General features: G+C 63.1%; 15 protein-coding genes and 2 pseudogenes. 10 read left to right on the top strand and 7 right to left on the bottom strand.

Going from position 1 to position 20,353, the window contains the following annotated elements:
- The first annotated feature begins 110 nt into the window (after positions 1-110).
- From IB234_RS10960 to IB234_RS10950, 3 genes are all read left to right on the top strand, one after another.
- Positions 111-1,466: a TolC family outer membrane protein gene (locus tag IB234_RS10960; RefSeq protein WP_192317397.1), complete on the top strand. Its 1,356-nt coding sequence runs from the start codon at positions 111-113 to the stop codon at positions 1,464-1,466.
- Positions 1,467-1,535: 69 nt separating this feature from the next.
- Positions 1,536-3,683: a type I secretion system permease/ATPase gene (locus tag IB234_RS10955; RefSeq protein WP_192317814.1), complete on the top strand. Its 2,148-nt coding sequence runs from the start codon at positions 1,536-1,538 to the stop codon at positions 3,681-3,683.
- 10 nt (positions 3,684-3,693) lie between these two features.
- The gene (locus IB234_RS10950) at positions 3,694-5,052 is read left to right on the top strand and encodes an HlyD family type I secretion periplasmic adaptor subunit (protein ID WP_192317395.1); all 1,359 of its coding nucleotides are present in this window, start codon (positions 3,694-3,696) and stop codon (positions 5,050-5,052) included.
- A 14-nt stretch (positions 5,053-5,066) separates the two neighbouring features.
- Here the strand turns inward: IB234_RS10950 and soxR are convergent, their stop codons facing one another.
- A complete protein-coding gene (gene soxR / locus IB234_RS10945; protein WP_192317393.1) occupies positions 5,067-5,519 on the bottom strand; it encodes a redox-sensitive transcriptional activator SoxR in 453 nt (150 codons plus the stop codon).
- 74 nt (positions 5,520-5,593) lie between these two features.
- Here soxR and IB234_RS10940 point away from each other — a divergent pair, with 74 nt between their 5' ends.
- Entirely contained in the window at positions 5,594-5,950 is a 357-nt protein-coding gene (locus tag IB234_RS10940) for an antibiotic biosynthesis monooxygenase (protein ID WP_192317391.1), read from the top strand.
- Positions 5,951-5,955: 5 nt separating this feature from the next.
- Here IB234_RS10940 and IB234_RS10935 read toward each other — a convergent pair whose 3' ends face one another.
- The 6 genes and pseudogenes from IB234_RS10935 to IB234_RS10915 all read right to left on the bottom strand — a co-directional run bounded on the left by IB234_RS10935 (position 5,956) and on the right by IB234_RS10915 (position 12,646).
- Complete coding sequence (locus IB234_RS10935) at positions 5,956-6,546, bottom strand: tRNA-uridine aminocarboxypropyltransferase (RefSeq protein ID WP_192317389.1); 591 nt, start codon at positions 6,544-6,546, stop codon at positions 5,956-5,958.
- Positions 6,547-6,621: 75 nt separating this feature from the next.
- A pseudogene (locus tag IB234_RS24395) lies at positions 6,622-7,587 on the bottom strand (methyl-accepting chemotaxis protein); the annotation flags it as partial.
- 318 nt (positions 7,588-7,905) lie between these two features.
- A pseudogene (locus IB234_RS24390) lies at positions 7,906-8,187 on the bottom strand (PAS domain-containing protein); the annotation flags it as partial.
- A gap of 152 nt (positions 8,188-8,339) precedes the next feature.
- Positions 8,340-10,067 (bottom strand): bifunctional isocitrate dehydrogenase kinase/phosphatase, encoded by a 1,728-nt coding sequence (gene aceK, locus IB234_RS10925; RefSeq protein WP_192317385.1) that lies wholly within the window; start codon positions 10,065-10,067, stop codon positions 8,340-8,342.
- Between the two features lie 221 nt (positions 10,068-10,288).
- On the bottom strand, positions 10,289-11,581 hold the full coding sequence (locus tag IB234_RS10920) for a dicarboxylate/amino acid:cation symporter (RefSeq protein WP_192317383.1): 1,293 nt from the start codon (positions 11,579-11,581) through the stop codon (positions 10,289-10,291).
- A gap of 288 nt (positions 11,582-11,869) precedes the next feature.
- Positions 11,870-12,646, bottom strand: a complete 777-nt coding sequence (locus IB234_RS10915) for a TOBE domain-containing protein (protein ID WP_192317381.1) — start codon at positions 12,644-12,646, stop codon at positions 11,870-11,872.
- Positions 12,647-13,017: 371 nt separating this feature from the next.
- Between IB234_RS10915 and nirB the strand changes: the two genes are divergently transcribed.
- From nirB to modC, 6 genes are all read left to right on the top strand, one after another.
- Complete coding sequence (gene nirB, locus IB234_RS10910) at positions 13,018-15,576, top strand: nitrite reductase large subunit NirB (protein WP_192317379.1); 2,559 nt, start codon at positions 13,018-13,020, stop codon at positions 15,574-15,576.
- Positions 15,576-15,929 (top strand): nitrite reductase small subunit NirD, encoded by a 354-nt coding sequence (nirD, locus tag IB234_RS10905; RefSeq protein ID WP_192317377.1) that lies wholly within the window; start codon positions 15,576-15,578, stop codon positions 15,927-15,929. Before nirB ends, nirD begins: the two co-directional genes overlap by 1 nt.
- A gap of 287 nt (positions 15,930-16,216) precedes the next feature.
- Positions 16,217-17,554 carry an OprD family porin gene (locus IB234_RS10900; RefSeq protein ID WP_192317375.1) on the top strand — a complete coding sequence of 446 codons (1,338 nt, stop codon included), beginning with the start codon at positions 16,217-16,219 and terminating at the stop codon, positions 17,552-17,554.
- Between the two features lie 13 nt (positions 17,555-17,567).
- The gene (gene modA, locus IB234_RS10895; RefSeq protein WP_192317373.1) at positions 17,568-18,326 is read left to right on the top strand and encodes a molybdate ABC transporter substrate-binding protein; all 759 of its coding nucleotides are present in this window, start codon (positions 17,568-17,570) and stop codon (positions 18,324-18,326) included.
- A 130-nt stretch (positions 18,327-18,456) separates the two neighbouring features.
- On the top strand, positions 18,457-19,137 hold the full coding sequence (gene modB / locus IB234_RS10890) for a molybdate ABC transporter permease subunit (RefSeq protein WP_192317370.1): 681 nt from the start codon (positions 18,457-18,459) through the stop codon (positions 19,135-19,137).
- Positions 19,138-19,151: 14 nt separating this feature from the next.
- A complete protein-coding gene (gene modC, locus IB234_RS10885; protein WP_412547919.1) occupies positions 19,152-20,246 on the top strand; it encodes a molybdenum ABC transporter ATP-binding protein in 1,095 nt (364 codons plus the stop codon).
- Positions 20,247-20,353 lie beyond the last annotated feature (107 nt).

Here is a 20,353-nt window from a genome sequence, read left to right as displayed (position 1 = left end):
TCGAAGATGTTCTTATCTGTGATGTTAGGGACGAAAATCTCTTTATCTGCCAATAAACGCCATAAAATTGGCGACAGGAACAAAATCAACACTTCAAGGAGAAAACCCTCATGCGCGTTCTCACACCGCTCTGCAGTAGCATTTTACTGGCCGCGGCCTGCTCACAGGCTCAGGCCATGACGCTCTCGGAGGCTATCCAGAGCACCATCGACAATCACCCAGAGCTGCATGCCAGCATGAATGATCGTCTGTCCGCGGATGAGGAAGTGAAGATGGCCAAGGGTGGCTACCTGCCAACAGTGGACCTGTTGATGGGTTATGGCCGTGAGCAGACCGACAGCCCCAGCACTCGCGCGCTAGGTGACCACAACAAGGAAACGTTGAATTATCGCGATGCCGAATTGCGCCTGCGCCAGATGCTCTTCGACGGCTTCAACACGCCCAACGAGGTGGCGCGCACCCGCTCGGTGGTCGACTCCCGAGCCTATTACGTGCAAGGCACCTCGGAGAGCCTCGCTCTGCGTACCGTCGAGGTTTACCTGGAGGTGCTCAAACGGCGCGAAATGGTGACACTGGCAGAGAACAACCTGCAGGCCCACAAACGCATCAACGATCAGATTGGGCTGCGCAGCGAACGCGGCGTCGGCAGCACCGCAGACCTGGATCAATCCGTAGCCCGCGTGGCGCTGGCTGAGAACAACCTCTATACCGAGCAGGTCAACCTGGCCGACGCGGAAGCCAATTTCTTCAGCGCCACCGGGCGCATGCCGGACGAGCTCGAGTTGCCTGCCTCCATCAAGGGAGAGCTTCCGGCCGATGTAGGCAGCGCACAGCAGGCCATGATGGACAACAACCCCTTCCTCAAATCCGCCCAGGCTGACGTGAATGCCGCCGAGAAGCAGTACGAGGTAGCAAAATCTCCCTTCTACCCCCGCTTCGATCTGGAGCTGGCCACCACCGCCGATGACAACACCCAGGGCGACGAGGGTCACTACAACACCTGGCGCGCTGCCGTGGTAATGAACTACAACCTGTTCAACGGCATGCGCGACAAGGCCCGGCTGCAATCGGCAGCACACCAGATCAACCAGTCCATGGACATCCGCAACAATGCACTACGCGTGGTCAACGAGAACCTCTCGCTAGCCTGGAACGCCATGGAAAACGCCCGACTGCAAACACCGAAAGCCCGCGACTATGCGGATTACACCTCTCGCGTACGCGAGGCGTACCAGCAGCAATTCAGTCTCGGCCAGCGGTCATTGCTCGACCTGCTGGACAGTGACAACGAGCTCTTCACCGCCAATCGTCGCTATACCGAAGTGCGTTACACCGAAGAGTTCTCCATGTACCGGGTCATCGCTGCCATGGGCGAGCTTCTGAAGAAACAGAACGTAGTAGCCCCGGCCGAAGCCGTAGCCCTCACGGAAGTGAAGAGCGAGGCCCGCCTGCCGGAAATGAAGTAATCCCGGCGAAGATGTTGCTCCATGCCGCCGGCATGGGGTGACCTCTCAGGAGTAGTGACCTTGACCACCATGGAACGGAGTCCCTCCGAAGACCAGCGGCAGAGTCACGACGACCCGCTGTTGGACGGATTGCTCATTCTCTGCAATCTGCATGACTGCTCTGCCAGTCGTGCGAGCCTATCCGCCGGGCTACCGATGCCCGAGCAACGCCTCAGTCCGGACCTGCTACCACGCGCGGCAGCCCGGGCTGGCCTGCAGGGGCGAGTTCTGCGCCGGGAGCTGGGGGCCATTTCACCGCTCAACCTGCCAGTGTTGCTGCTACTCAAGGACGGCCGCAGCGCCGTGCTGCGCAAGATGGGCCCGAAGAATCAGCTGCTGATCCTGCCCTGCGAAGCCAACGGGGGCGAACAATGGGTCAACCGGGACCACCTGGCAATCGAGTACAGCGGCAAGGCCTTTTTTGCCAAGCCACAGCATGAATTGGAAGAGAGCCGCACTCCGCTGGTCCCCAGAGTCGAGGCCTGGTTTCGAGACACCCTCAAGCTGTCCCGCTGGCTCTACACCGACGCCGTACTCGCGAGCCTGCTGATCAACCTGTTGGGCCTGATGGTGCCGTTGTTCGTCATGCAGACATACGACCGGGTGGTGCCCAACCAGGCCATCTCGACGCTGTGGGTCCTGGCAATCGGACTGTTCATCGGCACCGGCTTCGAGCTGCTACTGCGTGTCCTGCGCTCCTACCTGCTTGACGTAGCTGGCAAAAAGACCGACGTGGTGCTGTCCGCCACCCTTTTCGAACGCATCACCGGCATGTCGATGGCGGCTCGGCCCGCTACGGTCGGCGGTTTTGCCCAGAGCATCCATGACTTCCAGGGCCTGCGCGAATTCCTTACCGCAGTCACCCTGACCAGCCTGATCGATCTACCCTTCTCCCTGCTGATGATCCTGGTCATCGGACTGCTCGGCGGATGGTTGGTGATCATTCCGCTGCTGGCCTTTCCCATCACCGCAGTATTCGCTCTGATCATTCAGGCCCGCCTGCGCGATACGGTGCAGAAGAGCCTGGCACTAGGAGCCGAGCGACAAGCGCTGCTGATAGAGACACTGGGTGGCCTGGAAACCCTCAAGGCCTGTAGCGCCGAGAGTGAACGCCAGCACCGATGGGAAAAAACCCATGGTGCCCTAACCCGTCTCGACAGCCACGCCCGTTTTCTCGCCGCTCTGGCCACCAATGGAACCATGTTCCTCCAGCAGCTGGCCGGCATGTCGACGATCATCGCCGGGGTCTACATCATCATCGCCGGCAATCTCAGCGTCGGAGCCCTGGTCGCCAGCTACATGCTCGGCAGCCGGGTGCTCGCCCCACTCGGACAGATCGCCAGCCTGATCACCCGTTATCAACAGGCACGATTGACCATGACCAGTACTGACGCGCTGATGGCTCTGCCTCAGGAGCGCCAGGCCAAGCAGCGCCCGCTGGAGCGCACCCACCTCAAGGGCGCGCTGGACGTGCGCCAGGTCAGCTTCAGCTACCCCGGCCAGAGTGCCCCGGCCCTGAACAAGGTCAGCCTGCACATGGCCGCTGGTGAGCGCGTCGGCATCATAGGCCGCAGCGGCTCCGGAAAGAGCACGATGGCGCGACTGCTGATGAACTTCTACACCCCGAACGAGGGGCAGATCCTACTCGACAACCTGGACCTGCGCCAACTGGACGTAGCCGACCTGCGCCATCAGATAGGCTACGTCGCCCATGACCTACCGCTGCTGGCAGGCAGCCTGCGCGACAACCTCACCCTCGGTGCCCGCTATGTCAGCGATGCACGCATGCTGGAAGTGGCCGACCTGACCGGGGTGTCCGAGCTGGCCAGGCAGCACCCGCAGGGCTTCGACCGGCCCGTGGGCGAGCGCGGCCAGCTGCTGTCCGGCGGCCAGCGCCAGGCCGTGCTTCTGGCTCGCGCGCTGCTGCTAGACCCTCCGATCCTGCTGCTGGACGAACCCACCAGCGCCATGGACAACACCAGCGAAGACATCCTGCGCAATCGGCTTCAGAGCTGGTCCCAGGGCAAGACCCTGCTACTGATTACCCACCGCAGTTCGATGCTCAGCCTGGTCGACCGCCTGATCGTGCTGGACTATGGCCATATCGTGGCCGACGGACCGAAAGAAGCTGTGATCGATGCTCTGCGCCGTGGCCGGGTCGGCCCGGCAGCGGTCTAGGAGATAGCGCATGGAACTGACGCAATCCCTGCGTGACTACTTCGGCAGCCTGCGGCAGCAGAAGCAGGACACCGAGTTCATGCCCGAGGTGGACGGCGCAATCCTCGAAGACTCGCCCTGGCTGGCCCGCGCTACAGTCTGGGCAGTCAGTGCCTGCCTGATCGTCGCCCTGGTCTGGGCCAAGTTCGCCGTGCTGGAGGAAGTCACCACCGGCGAGGGCAAGGCGATTCCATCAAGCAAGGTGCAGGTCATCCAGAATCTGGAAGGCGGCATCGTCACCGAAATCTTTACCCGCGAGGGCCAAGTGGTAAACAAAGGCGACGTACTGCTACGCCTCGATGCCACCCGTTTCATTTCCAACAAAGGTGAAACCGAGGCCGATCGCATGGCCCTGCAAGCCCGGGTCGAGCGTCTGAGCGCCGAGGCCGAGGGACGCCCCATCGCCCTGTCTGACGAGTTGGTGAAAGAGGCCCCGCAACTGGCCGAGGATGAGCTGGCACTGTATCGCTCCCGCCAGCAGCGGCTGGCGGGAGAGCAGAACACCCTGAAAGAACAGCTGCGGCAGAAGACCCAGGAACTGGCTGAGTTCCGTGCCAAGGCTCAGCAATATCGCTCCAGCCTGGGTTTGGTGCAGCAGGAGTTGAACATGTCACAGCCACTGGTGGCCGCGGGTGCCATCTCGGAAGTGGAGATACTTCGCCTGCGCCGCAGCGCGGTGGAGATGCGCGGATCGCTGGAGGCCACCAATCTGGCTATCCCTCGCGCCGAGGCCGCCATGCAGGAGATCGAGAGCAAGCTCAACGAATCGACCCTGGCCTTCCGCACGGAGGCGCTTAAAGAACTCAACGAGGTTCGTACCGAGCTGAAGAAGATCACCTCCACCAGCGTGGCCATCGAAGATCGAGTCAGCCGTACTACCGTCAGCTCACCGGTGCACGGAGTGATCAAGCTGCTCAAGGTCAACACCATCGGAGGCGTGGTGCAGCCCGGTGACCCCATGGTGGAAGTCGTACCCCTGGAGGACAACCTGCTGATCGAGGCACGGATCCGTCCGCAGGACGTGGCCTTCCTGCACCCCGGCCAGAAGGCCATGGTCAAGTTCACCGCCTACGACTACACCATCTATGGCGGGCTCAAGGCCAAGCTGGAACTGATCAGCGCCGATACCATCACCGACGAGGAAGGCAACAGTTTCTACCTGATCCAGGTGCGCACTGACAGAAGCCATCTGGGCAAGGACGACCATCCCTTGCTGATCATTCCCGGCATGGTTGCCACGGTAGATATCGTCACTGGCGAGAAGAGCGTATTGGACTACCTGCTCAAGCCGGTGCTCAAAGCCCGCTCCGAAGCCATGCGCGAGCGCTAGACTCCGCCGCTCACCTACTCCGCCTGCCAGTGCGCACCCGGCCCCTCCGCCGCCAGCTGGTCGCCGGGGTTGCGCAACGGGCAGGCCTCCAGAGAAAGACAACCACAGCCGATGCAACCATCCAATTGGTTGCGCAGCATCAGCAGCTTTTCGATGCGTTGATCCAGATCCTCCCTCCAGCGTGCCGACAGCGCTGCCCAGTCCGCAGCCGTCGGGTTGCGCCCCTGCGGCAGCTCACCCAGTGCCACCGCGATCTCCGCCAGAGGAATACCGACCCGTTGTGCCACCTTGATCACCGCCACCCGCCGCAGTGCGTCACGCGGGTAGCGCCGCTGGTTGCCGGCGTTGCGGCTGCTGGCGATCAGCCCCCTGGCCTCATAGAAATGCAGGGCCGATACCGCTACGCCGCTGCGCTTCGCCAGCTCGCCAACGCTCAGGTCTCTCGGAGTGTGCAGATGCTTCTTCATGACGCTTGACCTCAAGTTAGATTGAGGTTTTAACCTCCCCGGGCATTCGACATCAAGCCCAGGAAGACAACGCCATGCTCATCCCCAGCGCCTATTGCAACACTGCGGACAACAGCGACCCGGGCCGTTTCGCCCTGCTGATCGACATCGAAGTGGAAGCCAGCGGACGTACCGCCATCGCCCGACGGCTGGAGGAATACCTGCAGCAGCTGCGCCTGCTGTTTCAGGAAAACAGTGGCTACCTCGGGGCAGAACTGCATGATAGCGATGACAATCATCTGCTTGGCTGCCTGAGTTGGCGGCGCCGTGCCGACTGGGAGGCCGCCTGGGACTGCGAGAGTACCCGCAACGAACTGTTCGCCGACAGCTTGCTGCGCCTCGGCGCCAGAAGCATCCAGTTCGACAGCTTCCTGATCGCCGAACACCCCTGAGCCGTTCAGCCGCCGTGATTGCGCCGGTAGGTGTCCTCGCCCATCGCGGCGATCTGCCCCTCGATCAACGCCTCGAAGGGACGTAGCAGCGCACCAAAACGCGCAGGGGCATCCTGTAGTTCGAGGGCGACTGCGATAGCCTCGATGGTGGCCAGCGCACCTTCGGCCGGCGCTTTGCGAAGACGATATCGCGACTGCAGGCCCAGCGGCAGGCAGGCGCGCGGCAGAGCAGCCAATTCCGGATTGAGATGGAGCAGCTTGCGTGCCTTGCGCCAGGTACCGTCTGGCACCACCAGCAAAAGCGGGCGCTCATCGCCACCCTCAAAAGCCCACGGCAGTGTCCTGGCCTCCTCCCCGGGGAACAGCAGGCAGGCACGATAGGCGGGATCCAGCTGCAGATCGGCGAAGTTCTCCCCCACCCGCAGCTCGGCATTCTCCAATCCCAGGGCAGCCAGGCGCGCGGTGTTCAGCGCATGCCCCTCCTCGCCCGGGTGCTGCAGGATCAGCACCCGGGTCCGGCTTGGCAGCCGAGGGATAAGGTGGCAGAGACAATGATTCTGCGGGCGGGCGCAGCGCTCGCAGCGTGCTCGGGTCATGAAGGTTCCTCCGGCCGCGCAGTGTGCCACAGCGGCCGGTGCCATGCGCCGGAGTCCCGAACCGGCACGCGCTCATCAGCGGTTGAAGCGCTCCGCCAGACTGTGCAGATACTCGGCCATCTGCTCCAGCTCCTGACTGATGCTCGCGCCCTGCTGAGCCTGCCCGGCGCTATGGTCGGACAGCTGGGCGATGCGGGTGATCTGCTGGCTGATATCCTCGGCCACGTGCGCCTGTTGCTCGGAGGCCGCGGCCATCTGCTGGCTCATCCCGGTGATGCGGCTCACCGCATGACTGATGCCATCCAGCGCCTCGCGCACAGCCTCGACGCTGCGCACGCTGTCGCGGGAAATCTCTTCACCACGGCTGGCGGTGTTCACCGCCTTGTCCGCACCGTTACGCAGCGACGAGATGATCTGGTGGATCTGCTCGGTGGACTCTCGGGTCCGGCCGGCCAATGCTCGTACCTCGTCGGCCACCACGGCGAAACCACGCCCCTGCTCGCCGGCCCGCGCTGCCTCGATGGCGGCGTTGAGCGCCAGCAGGTTGGTCTGTTCGGCAATGGAGGTGATCACATCGGCGACACTGCCGATGGACTGGGTCGATTCGGCCAGCTCGTTCACTGCCTGGCCGATTTCCTGCACCGCACCAGCCATCTGCTGCATGGCTTGCAGGCTGCCGCCCGCCAGGCTGCGCCCCTGCAAGGCCAGACGGTCCGCCTCTTCGGCAGCATGGGTAGTGTTCTGCACGTTGTGGGCGACTTCCTGGATGGTCGCCGCCATCTGGTTGATGGCCGTGGCCGACTGGTCCGTTTCGCTGCGCTGCTGCTCCAGCAACTCGGCGCCGGAGCGTGACAGCTCGGCGGACTGGGCGGCACGCTGACGTACGTTCTCGCCGGCATCCTCCAGCCGGGTCAGCGCCGTCTGCAGACGCGCTTCCTCGCTGATCATCGCCATGTCGAGCAGCGCCTGAGCGCCACGGTTATCGCTGTAGGTCAATGCCACCAGCGCGCTGGTGAAGGCCCGTGGGTGCTCGGAGAGCGTCTTGCGGATCATCTGCCGCTTGGCGTACAGCTGATAGGAGCCGAGCGCGAACATCACCACCAGTGTGAAGCCCATCAGCCAGAGCCCCTTCAGGAAGAAGTGAGCGCAGAGGATGATCAACCCGGCGAGTATCAGCGGCCAGCTGCGGATGAAGTCATAGGTCCAGTAGTCAACGCGCGACACCGGCGGTTTGCCCGCCCGCAGGCGCCCATAAAGAGCTTCGGCACGGCGTTTCTGCTCTTCGGTCGGTACGGTTCGCACCGACTCGAAGCCGATCATCCGGCCATTCTCGTACACGGGAGTGACGTAGGCGCTGACCCAGTAGAAGTCGCCGTTCTTGCAGCGATTCTTGACGATCCCCATCCAGGGCTTGCCCTGTTTGATGATGTCCCACATATGGGCGAATACGGCGGGAGGCATATCCGGATGCCGCACCAGATTGTGCGGTTCTCCGATCAGCTCCTCACGACTGAAGCCACTGATGGCCACGAAGGCATCATTGACGTAGGTGATCTTGCTGTTCAGATCGGTGGTGGAAATCAGGCGCTCAGCACTGGTGAAGGTGCGCTCGCGTTGAGTCACGGGAAGGTTCTGACGCATAGGCGACCGTCCTTGGGGAAATTGAAGGAGACTTCCTGGCCCTACCTAATCTGGTCTAGCACATCCGTACCAAACCGGCAGATAGCCAGCATGCAACCTTCATTTCCCAGACGAACGGTAGGGACTATTTTCAGGCGCCAGAAACTGGCCGATCAGACGATCAGATCCGCCTTGCGACGATACGGGAACACGTCGATCACCTTGCCCGCGCGAATCGCCTCCTGAAGGCTCTGCCAGTACTCGGCGGTGTAGAGATCGCCGTGCAACTGACTGAACAGGCGGCGCTGGCCGAGATCGACGAACAGGAAGCGCGGGAACTCCTCGGGAAACACGTCGTTCGGCCCCACCGAATACCACGGCTCGCTGGACATCTCGTCCTCGGGGTAGCGCGGCGGCGGAATGCGGCGGAAGTTCACCTCGGTGAGGTAGCTGATCTCGTCGTAGTCGTAGAACACCACGCGGCCATGGCGGGTGACGCCGAAGTTCTTCAGCAGCATGTCACCCGGGAAGATATTGGCGGCCGCCAGCTGCTTGATCGCCAGGCCGTAGTCCTCCAGCGCCTCGCGCACCTGGGCCTCGTTGGCGTGTTCCAGGTAGATGTTCAGCGGGGTCATACGCCGCTCGGTCCAGCAATGGCGGATCAGCACGGTATCGCCGTTCTCGATCTCGACGGTGGACGGCGCCACCTCCAGCAGTTCGGCCAGGCACTCCGGGTCGAACTTGGCCAGCGGGAAGCGGAAGTCGGAGAACTCCTGGGTATCGGCCATGCGCCCTACCCGGTCGACACTCTTCACCAGCCGGTACTTTTCGATCACGGTGTTGTGGTCGACGTTCTTCGACGGCGAGAAGCGATCCTTGATGATCTTGAACACGGTGTTGAAGCCCGGCAGGGTGAACACGCTCATCACCATGCCGCGCACACCGGGAGCCATGATGAACTTGTCGTCGGTACCAGCCAGGTGGTTGATCAGTGCCCGGTAGAACTCCGACTTGCCGTGCTTGTAGAAGCCGATCGAGGTGTACAGCTCGGCGACGTGCTTGCCCGGCAGGATGCGCTTGAGGAAGCCGATGAACTCCGCCGGAATCTCCACTCGCACCATGAAGTAGGAACGGGTGAAGGAGAAGATGATCGAGACTTCGGCCTCGTCGGTGATCAGGGTGTCGATCTGCACACCCTGCCCCTCGCGGTGCAACAGCGGGAACACCAATGGCCACTGCTCGTCAGGAGTGAAGATGCGGCCCACCAGGTAGGCGCCCTTGTTGCGATAGAGGGTCGAGGAGAACAGCTCGATGGTTAGTTCCTGATCCTTGCACACCCAATCCGGCAGATTGGTGCGTAGCTGCTGCTCCAGCTTGTCCAGGTCGCGGTCCAGATCCTCGAAAGGTGCGTTGTAGCTGTAGTCGGTGAAGATCTGTCGCAGCGCCCGATTGAGATCCCCGCGCGGATGGTAGCTGCGCGTCTGCGGAGTGCGCTCGTGGGGGCGTAGGGAAGGACGGGTGGTATGGATGAACATGCAGCCGTCGCTGATCTGATCGTGGCTGAACAGGCCGCAGAAGATCGAGTTGTACCAGGTCTCTGCCAGCTCATCGTCGTTGCGCAGATCGATCAGGCCTATATAGGCACTCTTGGCCAGCGGCCACAGATCGATGTCCAGCAGTTGCTCGTCATTGAAGGCCTCATGCAGGCGACCGGTGACTTCCGCCACCTTCTCCTCGTAGAGGCTGATGCGCGCCGCCGATGCGCGCTGTGCCTCCTGCCACTGAGCCTGCTCGAAGCGGGCGCGGGCGCCGTTGGTGATCTCGCGGAAGTGGGCACGATAGTCGTCGAAACCATCGAGGATCATTCGGGCGATATCGGCGGCAGGCCGTTGCTGCGACATGGGAAAGCCTCTGCTGCATGTGCGGAACCGCGAGCTTAGCCAGTGCCGAGGCCGAGGAAAAGCCGACCTTCGAGCAATACCGCTCGGTCAGCCTCGATCCGATGTCACGTCAGAGCAAGAAAACCAGTGGATGGACCGTCCCCGGGAACGCCGGAGCAAAAAAAGCCCGTCTCGAAGGACGGGCCAGGAGAGACCGCCCGCGAGGCGGGCGGTGAGGATCGTCAGGCTACTTCCGCACCCTGTACTGAATCTTTCTTGCCACCACTGGCCAGCTCGCGCTGCAGGGTGTCCTCATCGAGCTGCTTGCACCACTTGGCGACCACGATGGTGGCAACGCCGTTGCCGATCAGGTTGGTCAGCGCGCGGGCCTCGGACATGAAGCGGTCGATACCCAGGATCAGCGCCAGGCCGGCAACCGGCAGATGGCCGACGGCGGACAGGGTGGCTGCCAGCACGATGAAGCCCGAACCGGTAACGCCCGCCGCGCCCTTGGAAGCAATCAGCAGCACGGCCAGCAGGGTCAGCTGGTGAGTGATGTCCATGGTGGTGTCAGTCGCCTGGGCGATAAACACAGCAGCCATGGTCAGGTAGATCGAAGTACCGTCCAGGTTGAAGGAGTAACCGGTAGGGATGACCAGACCGACCACGTTCTTCTTGGCGCCCAGCTTCTCCATCTTGGCCAGCATGCGCGGCAGCGCCGACTCGGAGGACGAGGTGCCGAGCACGATCATCAGCTCTTCACGGATGTACTTGATGAACTTCAGGATGCTGAAGCCGTGGGCGCGGGCGATACCGCCGAGCACGATCAGCACGAAGGCCACGCAGGTGATGTAGAAGCAGATCATCAGCTGGCCAAGCTGCACCAGCGAGCCAACGCCGTACTGGCCAATGGTGAAGGCCATGGCGCCGAAGGCACCGATCGGCGCGAGCTTCATGATCATGTTGATGATGCCGAACATCACGTGGGCGATGCGATCAATGAACTCCAGCACCGGCTTGCCGTAGTCACCCATGCGCTGCAGGGCGAAGGCGAAGATCACCGAGAAAAACAGTACCTGCAGGATGTCGCCGTTGGCGAACGCGCCGACCACGGTGGCCGGGATCACGTTGAGCAGGAAGCCGATGGTGCTCTGCTGCTCGCCAGCCTGGGCATAGGCGGCGATCTTGCTGGCATCCAGGGTAGCCGGATCGACGTGCATGCCGACGCCAGGCTCGACCACGTTGACCACGACCAGGCCGATGATCAGCGCGATGGTGGAGACGATCTCGAAATACAGCAGCGCATAGCCGCCGGTCTTGCCCACCGCTTTCATGTCCTGCATACCAGCGATGCCGCTGACGACGGTGCAGAAGATGATGGGAGCGATGACCATCTTGATCAGTTTGACGAAACCGTCACCAAGCGGCTTCAACGCCACGCCGGTCTCGGGATAGAAATGCCCGAGCAGGATACCGATGGCGATGGCCGCCAGTACCTGGACGTATAGAGTCTTGTATAGGGGAGTGCGAGTCATGGCAGTTCCTCGTTCGCGACATTCGCTCGGCAATCCGTGGCCGACGATGCAGCGGCTGATGCGCTTTCCCTCCTTGCCGGAGGGTTTTGTTGTTGGAAGGCCCTGTTGCGGGTTGAGCCCCCTATCGCAAGCGCTGTGCCACACTCGTATTAAATTAAAAATCCTTATATTTCATATAGTTAACTAAAATCAAGAAATCTCATAAGCCCGAAACTGGCGATAATCCGCCACCAAAAAGGCGGTTTTCCCCCACAAGGATGCTGGCCAGCATGGTCAGAAGCTCGATGCCTAGAGCGTGCAGAGAATGATCTGCTCCGCATCGACCAGAAGCTGCACGCTCTGGCCTGATTCGAGGCGTTGGCTTACCACCTGCACCTCAGGCAGACCGCAGACAAGCTGCCCGCCTCCACTCAGTTCCACCAGAGCCTCGCAGTAGCCTTCGAAGCAGCGCAGCTCGGACAAACGACCGAGCAATCGACTCTCGGCTGGGTTTTCTTCCACGGGCGCGAGATGCACCCAGGAGGCCTTGATCAGGGCGCAGAGCTCCACCCCCATCCTCAATCCCAACCGCTGGGTACTGGATCTGGTGATGATTGCCTGCAGCACCTGCCCACCGTCCAGCTCAAACACGACGAGATCATTGAGACCGCGCGGATGGATGGCCAGTACCCTCCCGATAAGCTGGTTGCGCGCACTGCTGTGCAAGCTGAGACGCTCGGTCAGTTGCAACAGGCCAGCCAGCTGCGGAGTCGCACCGAGACGATCCAGAAAGCGCTGATGCTCTGCCCAGTAGCGTCGGAACGACTGGATCAGTTCCTGACCCGCCGAGGTGAGACGGGTTCCACCGCCACCCCTGCCGCCGACCGCACGCTCCACCAGTGGCTCGCCGGCCGCATTGTTCATGGCATCGACGGCGTCCCAGGCGGCCTTGTAGCTCATTCCCATGGTCTTGGCTGCCTGGCTGATCGAGCCACTGTCGGCAATGCGCGCCAGCAGCTCGATGCGCCCCTGGCCAGCCAGGTTCCGGCCGTTGCGAGTGATCCAGAAACGCCCTTCCAGCTTCATTTCTCGTACTTCATCTTCTGATTGCCGCCCGATGGTATCACCGGCCCGAACCGCAGCACCGTAGCGAATCACAATGGGGCGGAAGGCCCTTCGGGCGCCTCCTTTTGGGTCTTACCGGACACGAGCTTGCCCCTTCGAATCGACGAGTACCGCATGAGCAGCGGCTTTGCGGCTTAACCTAGTTGTTGGCACAAGCGCTGCATAAGCCTGAACGAGCCGCCCACTCGATCAATGGCGATCGGGCACACGGGCGACAACGATGCCCCGCGACGGCATCGCACAGAACAGGCAAAGGCGCCTGAGACCGCAAGGTTTCAGGCGCCTTTTTTATTGCCGCGGAAAAACCTGATGAGCTTTGGCCGGGAAACGCTATGAACAGCACAGCAGCTACCACTGACAAGCAACGACTGATCGTCGTCGGCAACGGCATGGTCGGCCACAACTGCGTCGAGCAACTGCTCGCGGGCGGCGCCCTGGCGCACTACCGCATCGAGGTGTTCGGTGAGGAAGCCCAGCGCGCCTACGACCGCGTGCACCTGTCCGAATACTTCGGCGGCCGCGATGCCGAGTCCCTGGCCATGAGCGCGGCGTCTCTCTATGAAGAAGAAGACCTGACCCTGCACCTCGGCGCCCAGGTGCTGGAGATCGACCGCGACAAGCGCGAAGTGGTCACCGCCAAGGGCCGCTTCGGCTACGACAAACTGGTACTGGCCACCGGCTCATACCCCTTCGTGCCGCCGATCGAAGGTGCCGAGGGCGACTCGCGCCTGGTCTACCGTACCCTCGATGATCTCGACGGCATCCGCGCCGCCGCCAACGGCAAGCGCCGTGGCGTGGTGGTCGGCGGCGGCCTGCTCGGCCTGGAAGCAGCCAACGCCCTGAAGTCCCTGGGCCTGGAAGCCCATGTGGTGGAATTCGCCCCGCGCCTGATGCCGGTGCAGCTGGACGACTTCGGCGGCGCCGCCCTCAAGCAGCGCATCGAGGACCTGGGCGTCGGCGTGCACCTGTCCAAAGCCACCCAGTCAATCAGCGCCGGCAGCGAGTACCGCTACCGCATGAACTTCGCCGGCGAGGATTTCCTCGAGACCGACCTGATCGTGTTCTCCGCCGGCATCCGCCCGCAGGACGCCCTTGCCCGCGCCTGCGGTCTGGAGCTGGGCGCCCGTGGCGGCATCAACATCAACGACCAATGCCTGACCAGCGACGAACACATCTTCGCCATCGGCGAATGCGCGGCGTGGAACGGCAGCATCTTCGGATTGGTCGCCCCAGGCTATCAGATGGCCCGCCTGGTGGCCGCGCAGCTCTGCGGCCAGGAAGGCTCCCCCTTCGTCGGCGCGGACATGTCGACCAAGCTCAAGCTGCTCGGCGTGGACGTCGGCTCCATCGGCGACGCCCACGGTGCCATGCCCGGTGCCAAGAGCTACCGCTATATCGACGAGGCCACCTCCAGCTACCGCCGCCTGGTGGTTTCCGCCGACGGCAAGCAGGTGCTTGGCGCCGTGCTGGTCGGCGACAACAGCTACTACGACACCCTGCTGCAATATGCGCAGAACGGCATCAAGCTGCCGGAAGACCCGGCCAGCCTGATCATGCCAGCCGGCGAAGGCGCCCCGGCGCTGGGTGCCGACGCCCTGCCGGACACCGCCACCATCTGCTCCTGCCACAACGTCAGCAAGGGCGCGATCTGCTCGGCCATCGACGGCGGCTGCACCGACATCGCCGGGGTCAAGGCCTGCACCAAGGCGGCCACCGGTTGCGGCGGCTGCGCGGCGCTGCTCAAGCAGGTGGTCGAGCACGAGCTTACCGCCCGCGGCGTGGCCGTGGACAAGAGCCTGTGCGAGCACTTCGCCTACACCCGCCAGGAGCTCTACCACTTCGTGCGCGTCGAGGGTCACGAAACCTTCGAGGCGCTGCTGGCCAAGCACGGCAAGGGCCACGTCGGCTGCGACATCTGCAAGCCGGCCGTGGGCTCGATCCTCGCCTCCTGCTGGAACAAGCCGATCATGAACCCGGCGCTGGTGCCGCTGCAGGACACCAACGATACCTTCATGGCCAACATGCAGAAGAACGGTACCTACTCGGTGGTGCCGCGCATCCCCGGTGGCGAGATCACCCCGGAAGGCCTGATCGCCATCGGCGCGGTGGCGAAGAAATACGACCTCTACACCAAGATCACCGGCGGCCAGCGCATCGACCTGTTCGGCGCCCAGCTGCACGAGCTGCCGGAAATCTGGGGCGAGCTGATCGCCGCCGGCTTCGAGACCGGCCACGCCTACGGAAAATCCCTGCGTACGGTGAAGAGCTGCGTCGGCAGCACCTGGTGCCGCTACGGCGTGCAGGACAGCGTCGGCATGGCGCTGCTGCTGGAGGACCGCTACAAGGGCCTGCGCTCGCCGCACAAGATCAAGTTTGCCGTCTCCGGCTGCACCCGCGAATGCGCCGAGGCGCAGAGCAAGGACATCGGCGTGATCGCCACCGAGAACGGCTGGAACCTCTACGTGTGCGGCAACGGTGGCATGCGCCCACGCCACGCCGAGCTGTTCGCCACCGACCTGGATGACGCCACCCTGGTGCGCTACATCGACCGCGTGCTGATGTTCTACATCCGCACCGCCGACAAGCTGCAGCGCACCTCGGTGTGGCGCGAGTCGCTGGAAGGCGGCCTGGACTACCTCAAGGACGTGGTCATCCACGACAGACTGGGCCTGGGCGACGAGCTGGAGGCGCAGATGCAGCTGGTGGTCGACCGCTACGAATGCGAGTGGGCCAACGCGCTGAAGGACGAGGAGAAGCTCAAACGCTTCCGCACCTTCGTCAACGAACGCGGCGGCGACCCGGACATCCACTTCGTCCGCGAACGCGGCCAGCGCCGCCCGGCGCGCACCGATGAATTGCACCTGATCCCTGTGACCGAGGAGGCCATCTGATGAACACCGCCCTGAACCTTGAAAACGCCTGGCAACCACTGTGCAGCGCCGCCGACCTGGTGGCCAACTCCGGCGTGGTCGCCCTGGCCGGCGGTGAGCAGGTCGCCCTGTTCTACCTGCCAGACACCGAACAGAAAGTCTTCGCCATCGGCAACCGCGACCCCAAGTCCGGCGCCAACGTGATCGGTCGCGGCATCATCGGCCACCTCGGCGGCGACCTGGTGATCGCCTCGCCGCTGTACAAGCAGCACTACCGCCTGAAGGACGGCAGCTGCCTTGAATATCCTGAGCAGCAACTGCCGGTATGGCCGGTTCGGCTGCGAGGCGAGAGCGTGGAAATCGGCCTGGTCTGAGACATCGACGCACACCTGCGCAACGGTCACGAGTCGATTGAAGGCGCCGGACCACGTGCTCTGGCGGCCCGGAATGGGCCACCAGAGCAACCAGGAGGCGACCTAACCGAACCAGGGCCCCTCCCCCAATCGGCCGACGCCCGAGTCCTAGGAACCCGAATTTCCCACTCTCCCGTATGGAGAATCTGCCGTACCGACAAGCGTTATATACAAAAAGATATTACGATGGCGCCCGAATGGCTGTGGCGCGTCATCGACGCACGCCCACCCTCAGTTGGAGAACCACCATGCACAAGACGTGTCCCGGCCTGTTAATCGCTGTCGGCTTGCTTGCCCAGCAGGCCTCTGCCGCCGGTTTCATCGAAGACAGCAAGGCCACCCTGGGCCTGCGCAACTTCTATTACGACCTGAACACCAAGAACACCGCCAATAACAATGGCGAGGCCAGCGAGTGGGGCCAGGGCTTCATCTTCAACTACACCTCCGGCTTCACCGAGGGCACTGTCGGCTTCGGTCTCGACGCGGTCGGCTTGCTCGGCGTCAAGCTGGACTCCGGCGGTTCCAACACCAAGGCCGGTCGTGATCGCACGCCGGGTCAGCTGTTCCCGCTCGACACCGATGGCAGCGCCGAGGACGAGTTCAGCAAGGGCGGCCTGACCGCCAAGGTGCGCCTGTCCAAGACCGAGGCCCGCCTGGGCACCCTGCAACCGAAACTGCCGGTGGTGAACTTCAACGACGGCCGCCTGCTGCCGCAGCTGTTCGAGGGTGGCCAGATCACCTCCGCCGAGATCGACAACCTGCTGCTCACCGCCGGCCAGCTGGAGCACACCACGACTCGTGCCTCCTCCGACAGCATCGGCCTGCGCATCGCTGGCGCCAGCGTGGTCAACGGCCAGCAGGCTGACAGCAACAAGTTCTATTACGGCGGCGCCGACTACAAGATCACCAAGGATCTGCTGGCGCAGTACTACTACGGCAACCTGGAAGACTTCTACAAACAGCACTTCCTCGGTCTGACCCATAACTGGTCCATCGGCCCGGGCGTGCTGAAGTCCGATCTGCGTTACTTCCACAGCGACTCCGATGGCAAGAACGGCAGCGTCGCCGGCCGTGCCGAGGGCTACCGCGCCCAGGGCGAAATCAGCGCTGCCAACACCATCACCGCCACCGAGGTCGACAACCAGACCTGGAGCGCACTGTTCACCTACACCCTGGGTGCCCATGCGCTGAGCGGCGGTTACCAGCAGGTCTCGGGCGACAGCGCCTTCCCGTTCCTCAACCAGGGCGATGGCTCCACCGCCTACCTGATCACCGACCGCCAGATCGGCAAGTTCCTGTCGGCCGGAGAGCGCACCTGGCTGGCCGAGTACGCCTACGACTTCACCTCCGTCGGCGCACCGGGCCTGAAGGCGATCATCACTTACCTGTCGGGCGACAACATCGACGCCGTTGGTGGCGACCGCAAGGAATGGGAGCGTGACTTCCGTCTGGACTACACCTTGCAGAACGGTGCCCTGAAAGGCCTTGGCTTCTCCTGGCGCAACGCCTCCCTGCGCGGCAATACCACCGCCAATGACCAGGACGAGAACCGCCTGATCGTCAGCTACACCCTGCCAATCCTCTAACAGGAGAACCACCATGAACCCCCGTATTCCCCATGCTCTGCTGGGCTTGTGTGCCGGACTGATCCTGGCGTGCGGCGCGCAAGCCGAGGAAATCCAGGTCGCCGTGGCCGCCAACTTCACCGCTCCGCTGCAGGCCATCGCCGGTGACTTCGAGAAAGCCACCGGGCACAAGGTGGTCGCCTCCTACGGCGCTACCGGCCAGTTCTATGCGCAGATCAAGAACGGTGCCCCCTTCGAAGTATTCCTGGCCGCCGACGACACCACCCCGGCCAAGTTGGAAAGCGAAGGAGAAGGTGTTGCCGGATCGCGCTTCACCTATGCCATCGGCGCACTGACCCTGTGGTCGGCCCAGGAAGGCTACGTCGACGACCAGGGAGCCGTTCTGAAAAGCGACAAGTTCCGCCATCTGGCCATCGCCAACCCGAAAACCGCACCCTATGGCCTGGCAGCTACCCAGGTGCTGGATAAGCTGGGCCTGAGACAGAAGGTCGCGCCAAAGCTGGTCGAAGGACAGAACATCACCCAGGCTCTGCAGTTCGTATCCAGCGGCAACGCCGAACTCGGCTTCGTCGCGCTATCCCAGGTATACAAGGACGGCAAGATCACCAGCGGTTCGGCCTGGCTGATCCCGGCAGAGCTGCATGACCCAATCCGCCAGGACGCGCTGATCCTCAACAAGGGCAAGGACAATCCGGCAGCCAAGGCATTGGTGGACTACCTGAAAGGCGAGCAGGCGGCCGCCGTGATCCGTTCATACGGCTACCAGCTGTAGCCACCGACGCATCACGTCTTGTAGGGTGTCGCGGGGCCGCCCAGGCCCCGCAGGACAAGTGAAGCCCGTGTAGTCGACCACGCGGGCTCACCCGTTCCGGACCCTTTCAGTTTCGAGGAAATCCCCAGCGATGCCATTGACCAGCGCCGACTTCTCCGCGATCTGGCTGACCCTGCAGCTGGCATCGCTGACGACCGTGCTGCTGTTGTTGATCGGAACGCCCATTGCGTGGTGGCTGGCGCGTACTCGTTCCCGACTCAAGGGACCGGTCGCCGCCGTAGTCGCCCTACCCCTGGTATTGCCACCCACGGTGATCGGCTTCTATCTGTTGGTGACCATGGGCCCGCACGGCTTCATCGGCCAGTTCACCCAGAGCCTGGGACTCGGCATTCTGCCCTTCAGCTTCGCCGGTCTGGTGGTAGGGTCGATCTTCTACTCCATGCCCTTCGTCATCCAACCCATCCAGAATGCCTTCGAGGCCTTGGGTGATCGCCCGATGGAGGTGGCCGCCACGCTGCGCGCCGGGCCATGGGACAGCTTCTTCACCGTAGCCCTGCCGCTGGCTCGCCCTGGCTTTCTCACCGCCACGGTGCTGGGCTTCGCTCATACCGTGGGTGAGTTTGGCGTGGTGTTGATGATCGGCGGCAATATCCCGGACAAGACTCGCGTCGTCTCGGTCCAGATCTTCGATCACGTCGAGGCCATGGAGTACGCCCAGGCCCATTGGCTGGCCGCCGGAATGCTGCTGTTCTCCTTCCTGGTCCTGCTGACGTTACACGTCAAGGGACGCGTCCGACCGCTGGAGCGCTGACCGTGGCCGATACCATCGCTTCTGCCGACAAGGGCATCCGGGCAAGATTTCGTGTGCCCTACGGCGAGTTCCAGCTGGACCTGGACCTTCAACTACCCGGCCGCGGCGTGACCGCCCTACTTGGCCACTCGGGCTCTGGAAAAACCACCTTCCTGCGCTGTGTCGCCGGCCTCGAACAGGCCCGCGAGGGTTTTCTCGAAATCAATGGCGAACTCTGGCAGGACAGTGCGCGAAATCACTTCCTGCCCACTCATCGACGCGCACTGGGCTACGTGTTCCAGGAAGCGAGCCTGTTCGAACATCTATCAGTGCGCCGCAATCTCGAATACGGGATGAAACGCATCCCCTCCCAGCAGCGTAAGGTAGCGCTCGACCAGGCCCTTGAGCTGCTCGGCATCGGCCACCTGCTCGAGCGCATGCCCGCTCGGCTCTCCGGCGGCGAGCGGCAGCGTGTCGGCATCGCCCGTGCCCTGCTGACCAGCCCTGGTCTGCTGCTGATGGACGAACCGCTGGCCGCCCTGGACCTCAAGCGCAAGGCCGAGATCCTTCCCTACCTCAAGCGCCTGCACGACGAGCTGGACATCCCGATCCTGTATGTCAGCCACTCACCGGATGAAGTCGCTCGCCTGGCCGATCACCTGGTCGTCCTTGAGGACGGCAAGGCGCTTGCCGATGGCCCGATCGCCAGCATGCTCGCCCGCCTCGATCTGCCCCAGGCCCACGAAGAGGATGCGGGCGTGGTGGTCCAGGGCGAGGTGCGTGGTTACGACGCCGACTATCGACTGCTTGATCTGGTGCTGCCCGGCGGCTCGCAGCTACGCATCACCCATCCACCGGTGCAGCCCGGCGAGATGCTGCGTGTTCGTATCCAGGCGCGCGATGTCAGCCTCAACCTCGAGCGTCCCGCCCACAGCAGCATCGTCAACCTGCTGCCCGTGACCGTGCAGAATCAGGTGGAGGCCGACAACGGCGCCCACGTCCTGGTGCGCCTGGACATGCAAGGCACGCCGCTGCTGGCACGCGTCACCCGCTACTCCCGCGATCAGCTTGGCCTGCATGAAGGCCAGAGCCTGTGGGCGCAGATCAAGTCCGTCGCGCTGCTGGCGTAAACATCCGCCGCCCACGTCCAGGCCAGGGGCTTGTGGTGAATTGAACACGCCGAGAGGCAGGCCTGGCGGCATCGGTACGAGGCAGAGTGTCCACCTTGCGCACCCTT

Origin of the sequence: Pseudomonas sp. PDM16 (genome assembly GCF_014851865.1) — a bacterium.
Taxonomy (GTDB): Bacteria; Pseudomonadota; Gammaproteobacteria; order Pseudomonadales; family Pseudomonadaceae; genus Aquipseudomonas.
This window is presented reverse-complemented; position numbering and strand designations above follow the sequence as displayed.

Excerpts from the sequence above, each read along its gene's own strand:
- IB234_RS10960 (WP_192317397.1), top strand. The coding sequence starts at position 111 with ATGCGCGTTCTCACACCGCTCTGCAGTAGCATTTTACTGGCCGCGGCC.
- IB234_RS10955 (WP_192317814.1), top strand. The coding sequence starts at position 1,536 with ATGGAACGGAGTCCCTCCGAAGACCAGCGGCAGAGTCACGACGACCCG.
- IB234_RS10950 (WP_192317395.1), top strand. The coding sequence starts at position 3,694 with ATGGAACTGACGCAATCCCTGCGTGACTACTTCGGCAGCCTGCGGCAG.
- soxR (WP_192317393.1), bottom strand. The coding sequence starts at position 5,519 with ATGAAGAAGCATCTGCACACTCCGAGAGACCTGAGCGTTGGCGAGCTG.
- IB234_RS10940 (WP_192317391.1), top strand. The coding sequence starts at position 5,594 with ATGCTCATCCCCAGCGCCTATTGCAACACTGCGGACAACAGCGACCCG.
- IB234_RS10935 (WP_192317389.1), bottom strand. The coding sequence starts at position 6,546 with ATGACCCGAGCACGCTGCGAGCGCTGCGCCCGCCCGCAGAATCATTGT.
- aceK (WP_192317385.1), bottom strand. The coding sequence starts at position 10,067 with ATGTCGCAGCAACGGCCTGCCGCCGATATCGCCCGAATGATCCTCGAT.
- IB234_RS10920 (WP_192317383.1), bottom strand. The coding sequence starts at position 11,581 with ATGACTCGCACTCCCCTATACAAGACTCTATACGTCCAGGTACTGGCG.
- IB234_RS10915 (WP_192317381.1), bottom strand. The coding sequence starts at position 12,646 with ATGAAGCTGGAAGGGCGTTTCTGGATCACTCGCAACGGCCGGAACCTG.
- nirB (WP_192317379.1), top strand. The coding sequence starts at position 13,018 with ATGAACAGCACAGCAGCTACCACTGACAAGCAACGACTGATCGTCGTC.
- nirD (WP_192317377.1), top strand. The coding sequence starts at position 15,576 with ATGAACACCGCCCTGAACCTTGAAAACGCCTGGCAACCACTGTGCAGC.
- IB234_RS10900 (WP_192317375.1), top strand. The coding sequence starts at position 16,217 with ATGCACAAGACGTGTCCCGGCCTGTTAATCGCTGTCGGCTTGCTTGCC.
- modA (WP_192317373.1), top strand. The coding sequence starts at position 17,568 with ATGAACCCCCGTATTCCCCATGCTCTGCTGGGCTTGTGTGCCGGACTG.
- modB (WP_192317370.1), top strand. The coding sequence starts at position 18,457 with ATGCCATTGACCAGCGCCGACTTCTCCGCGATCTGGCTGACCCTGCAG.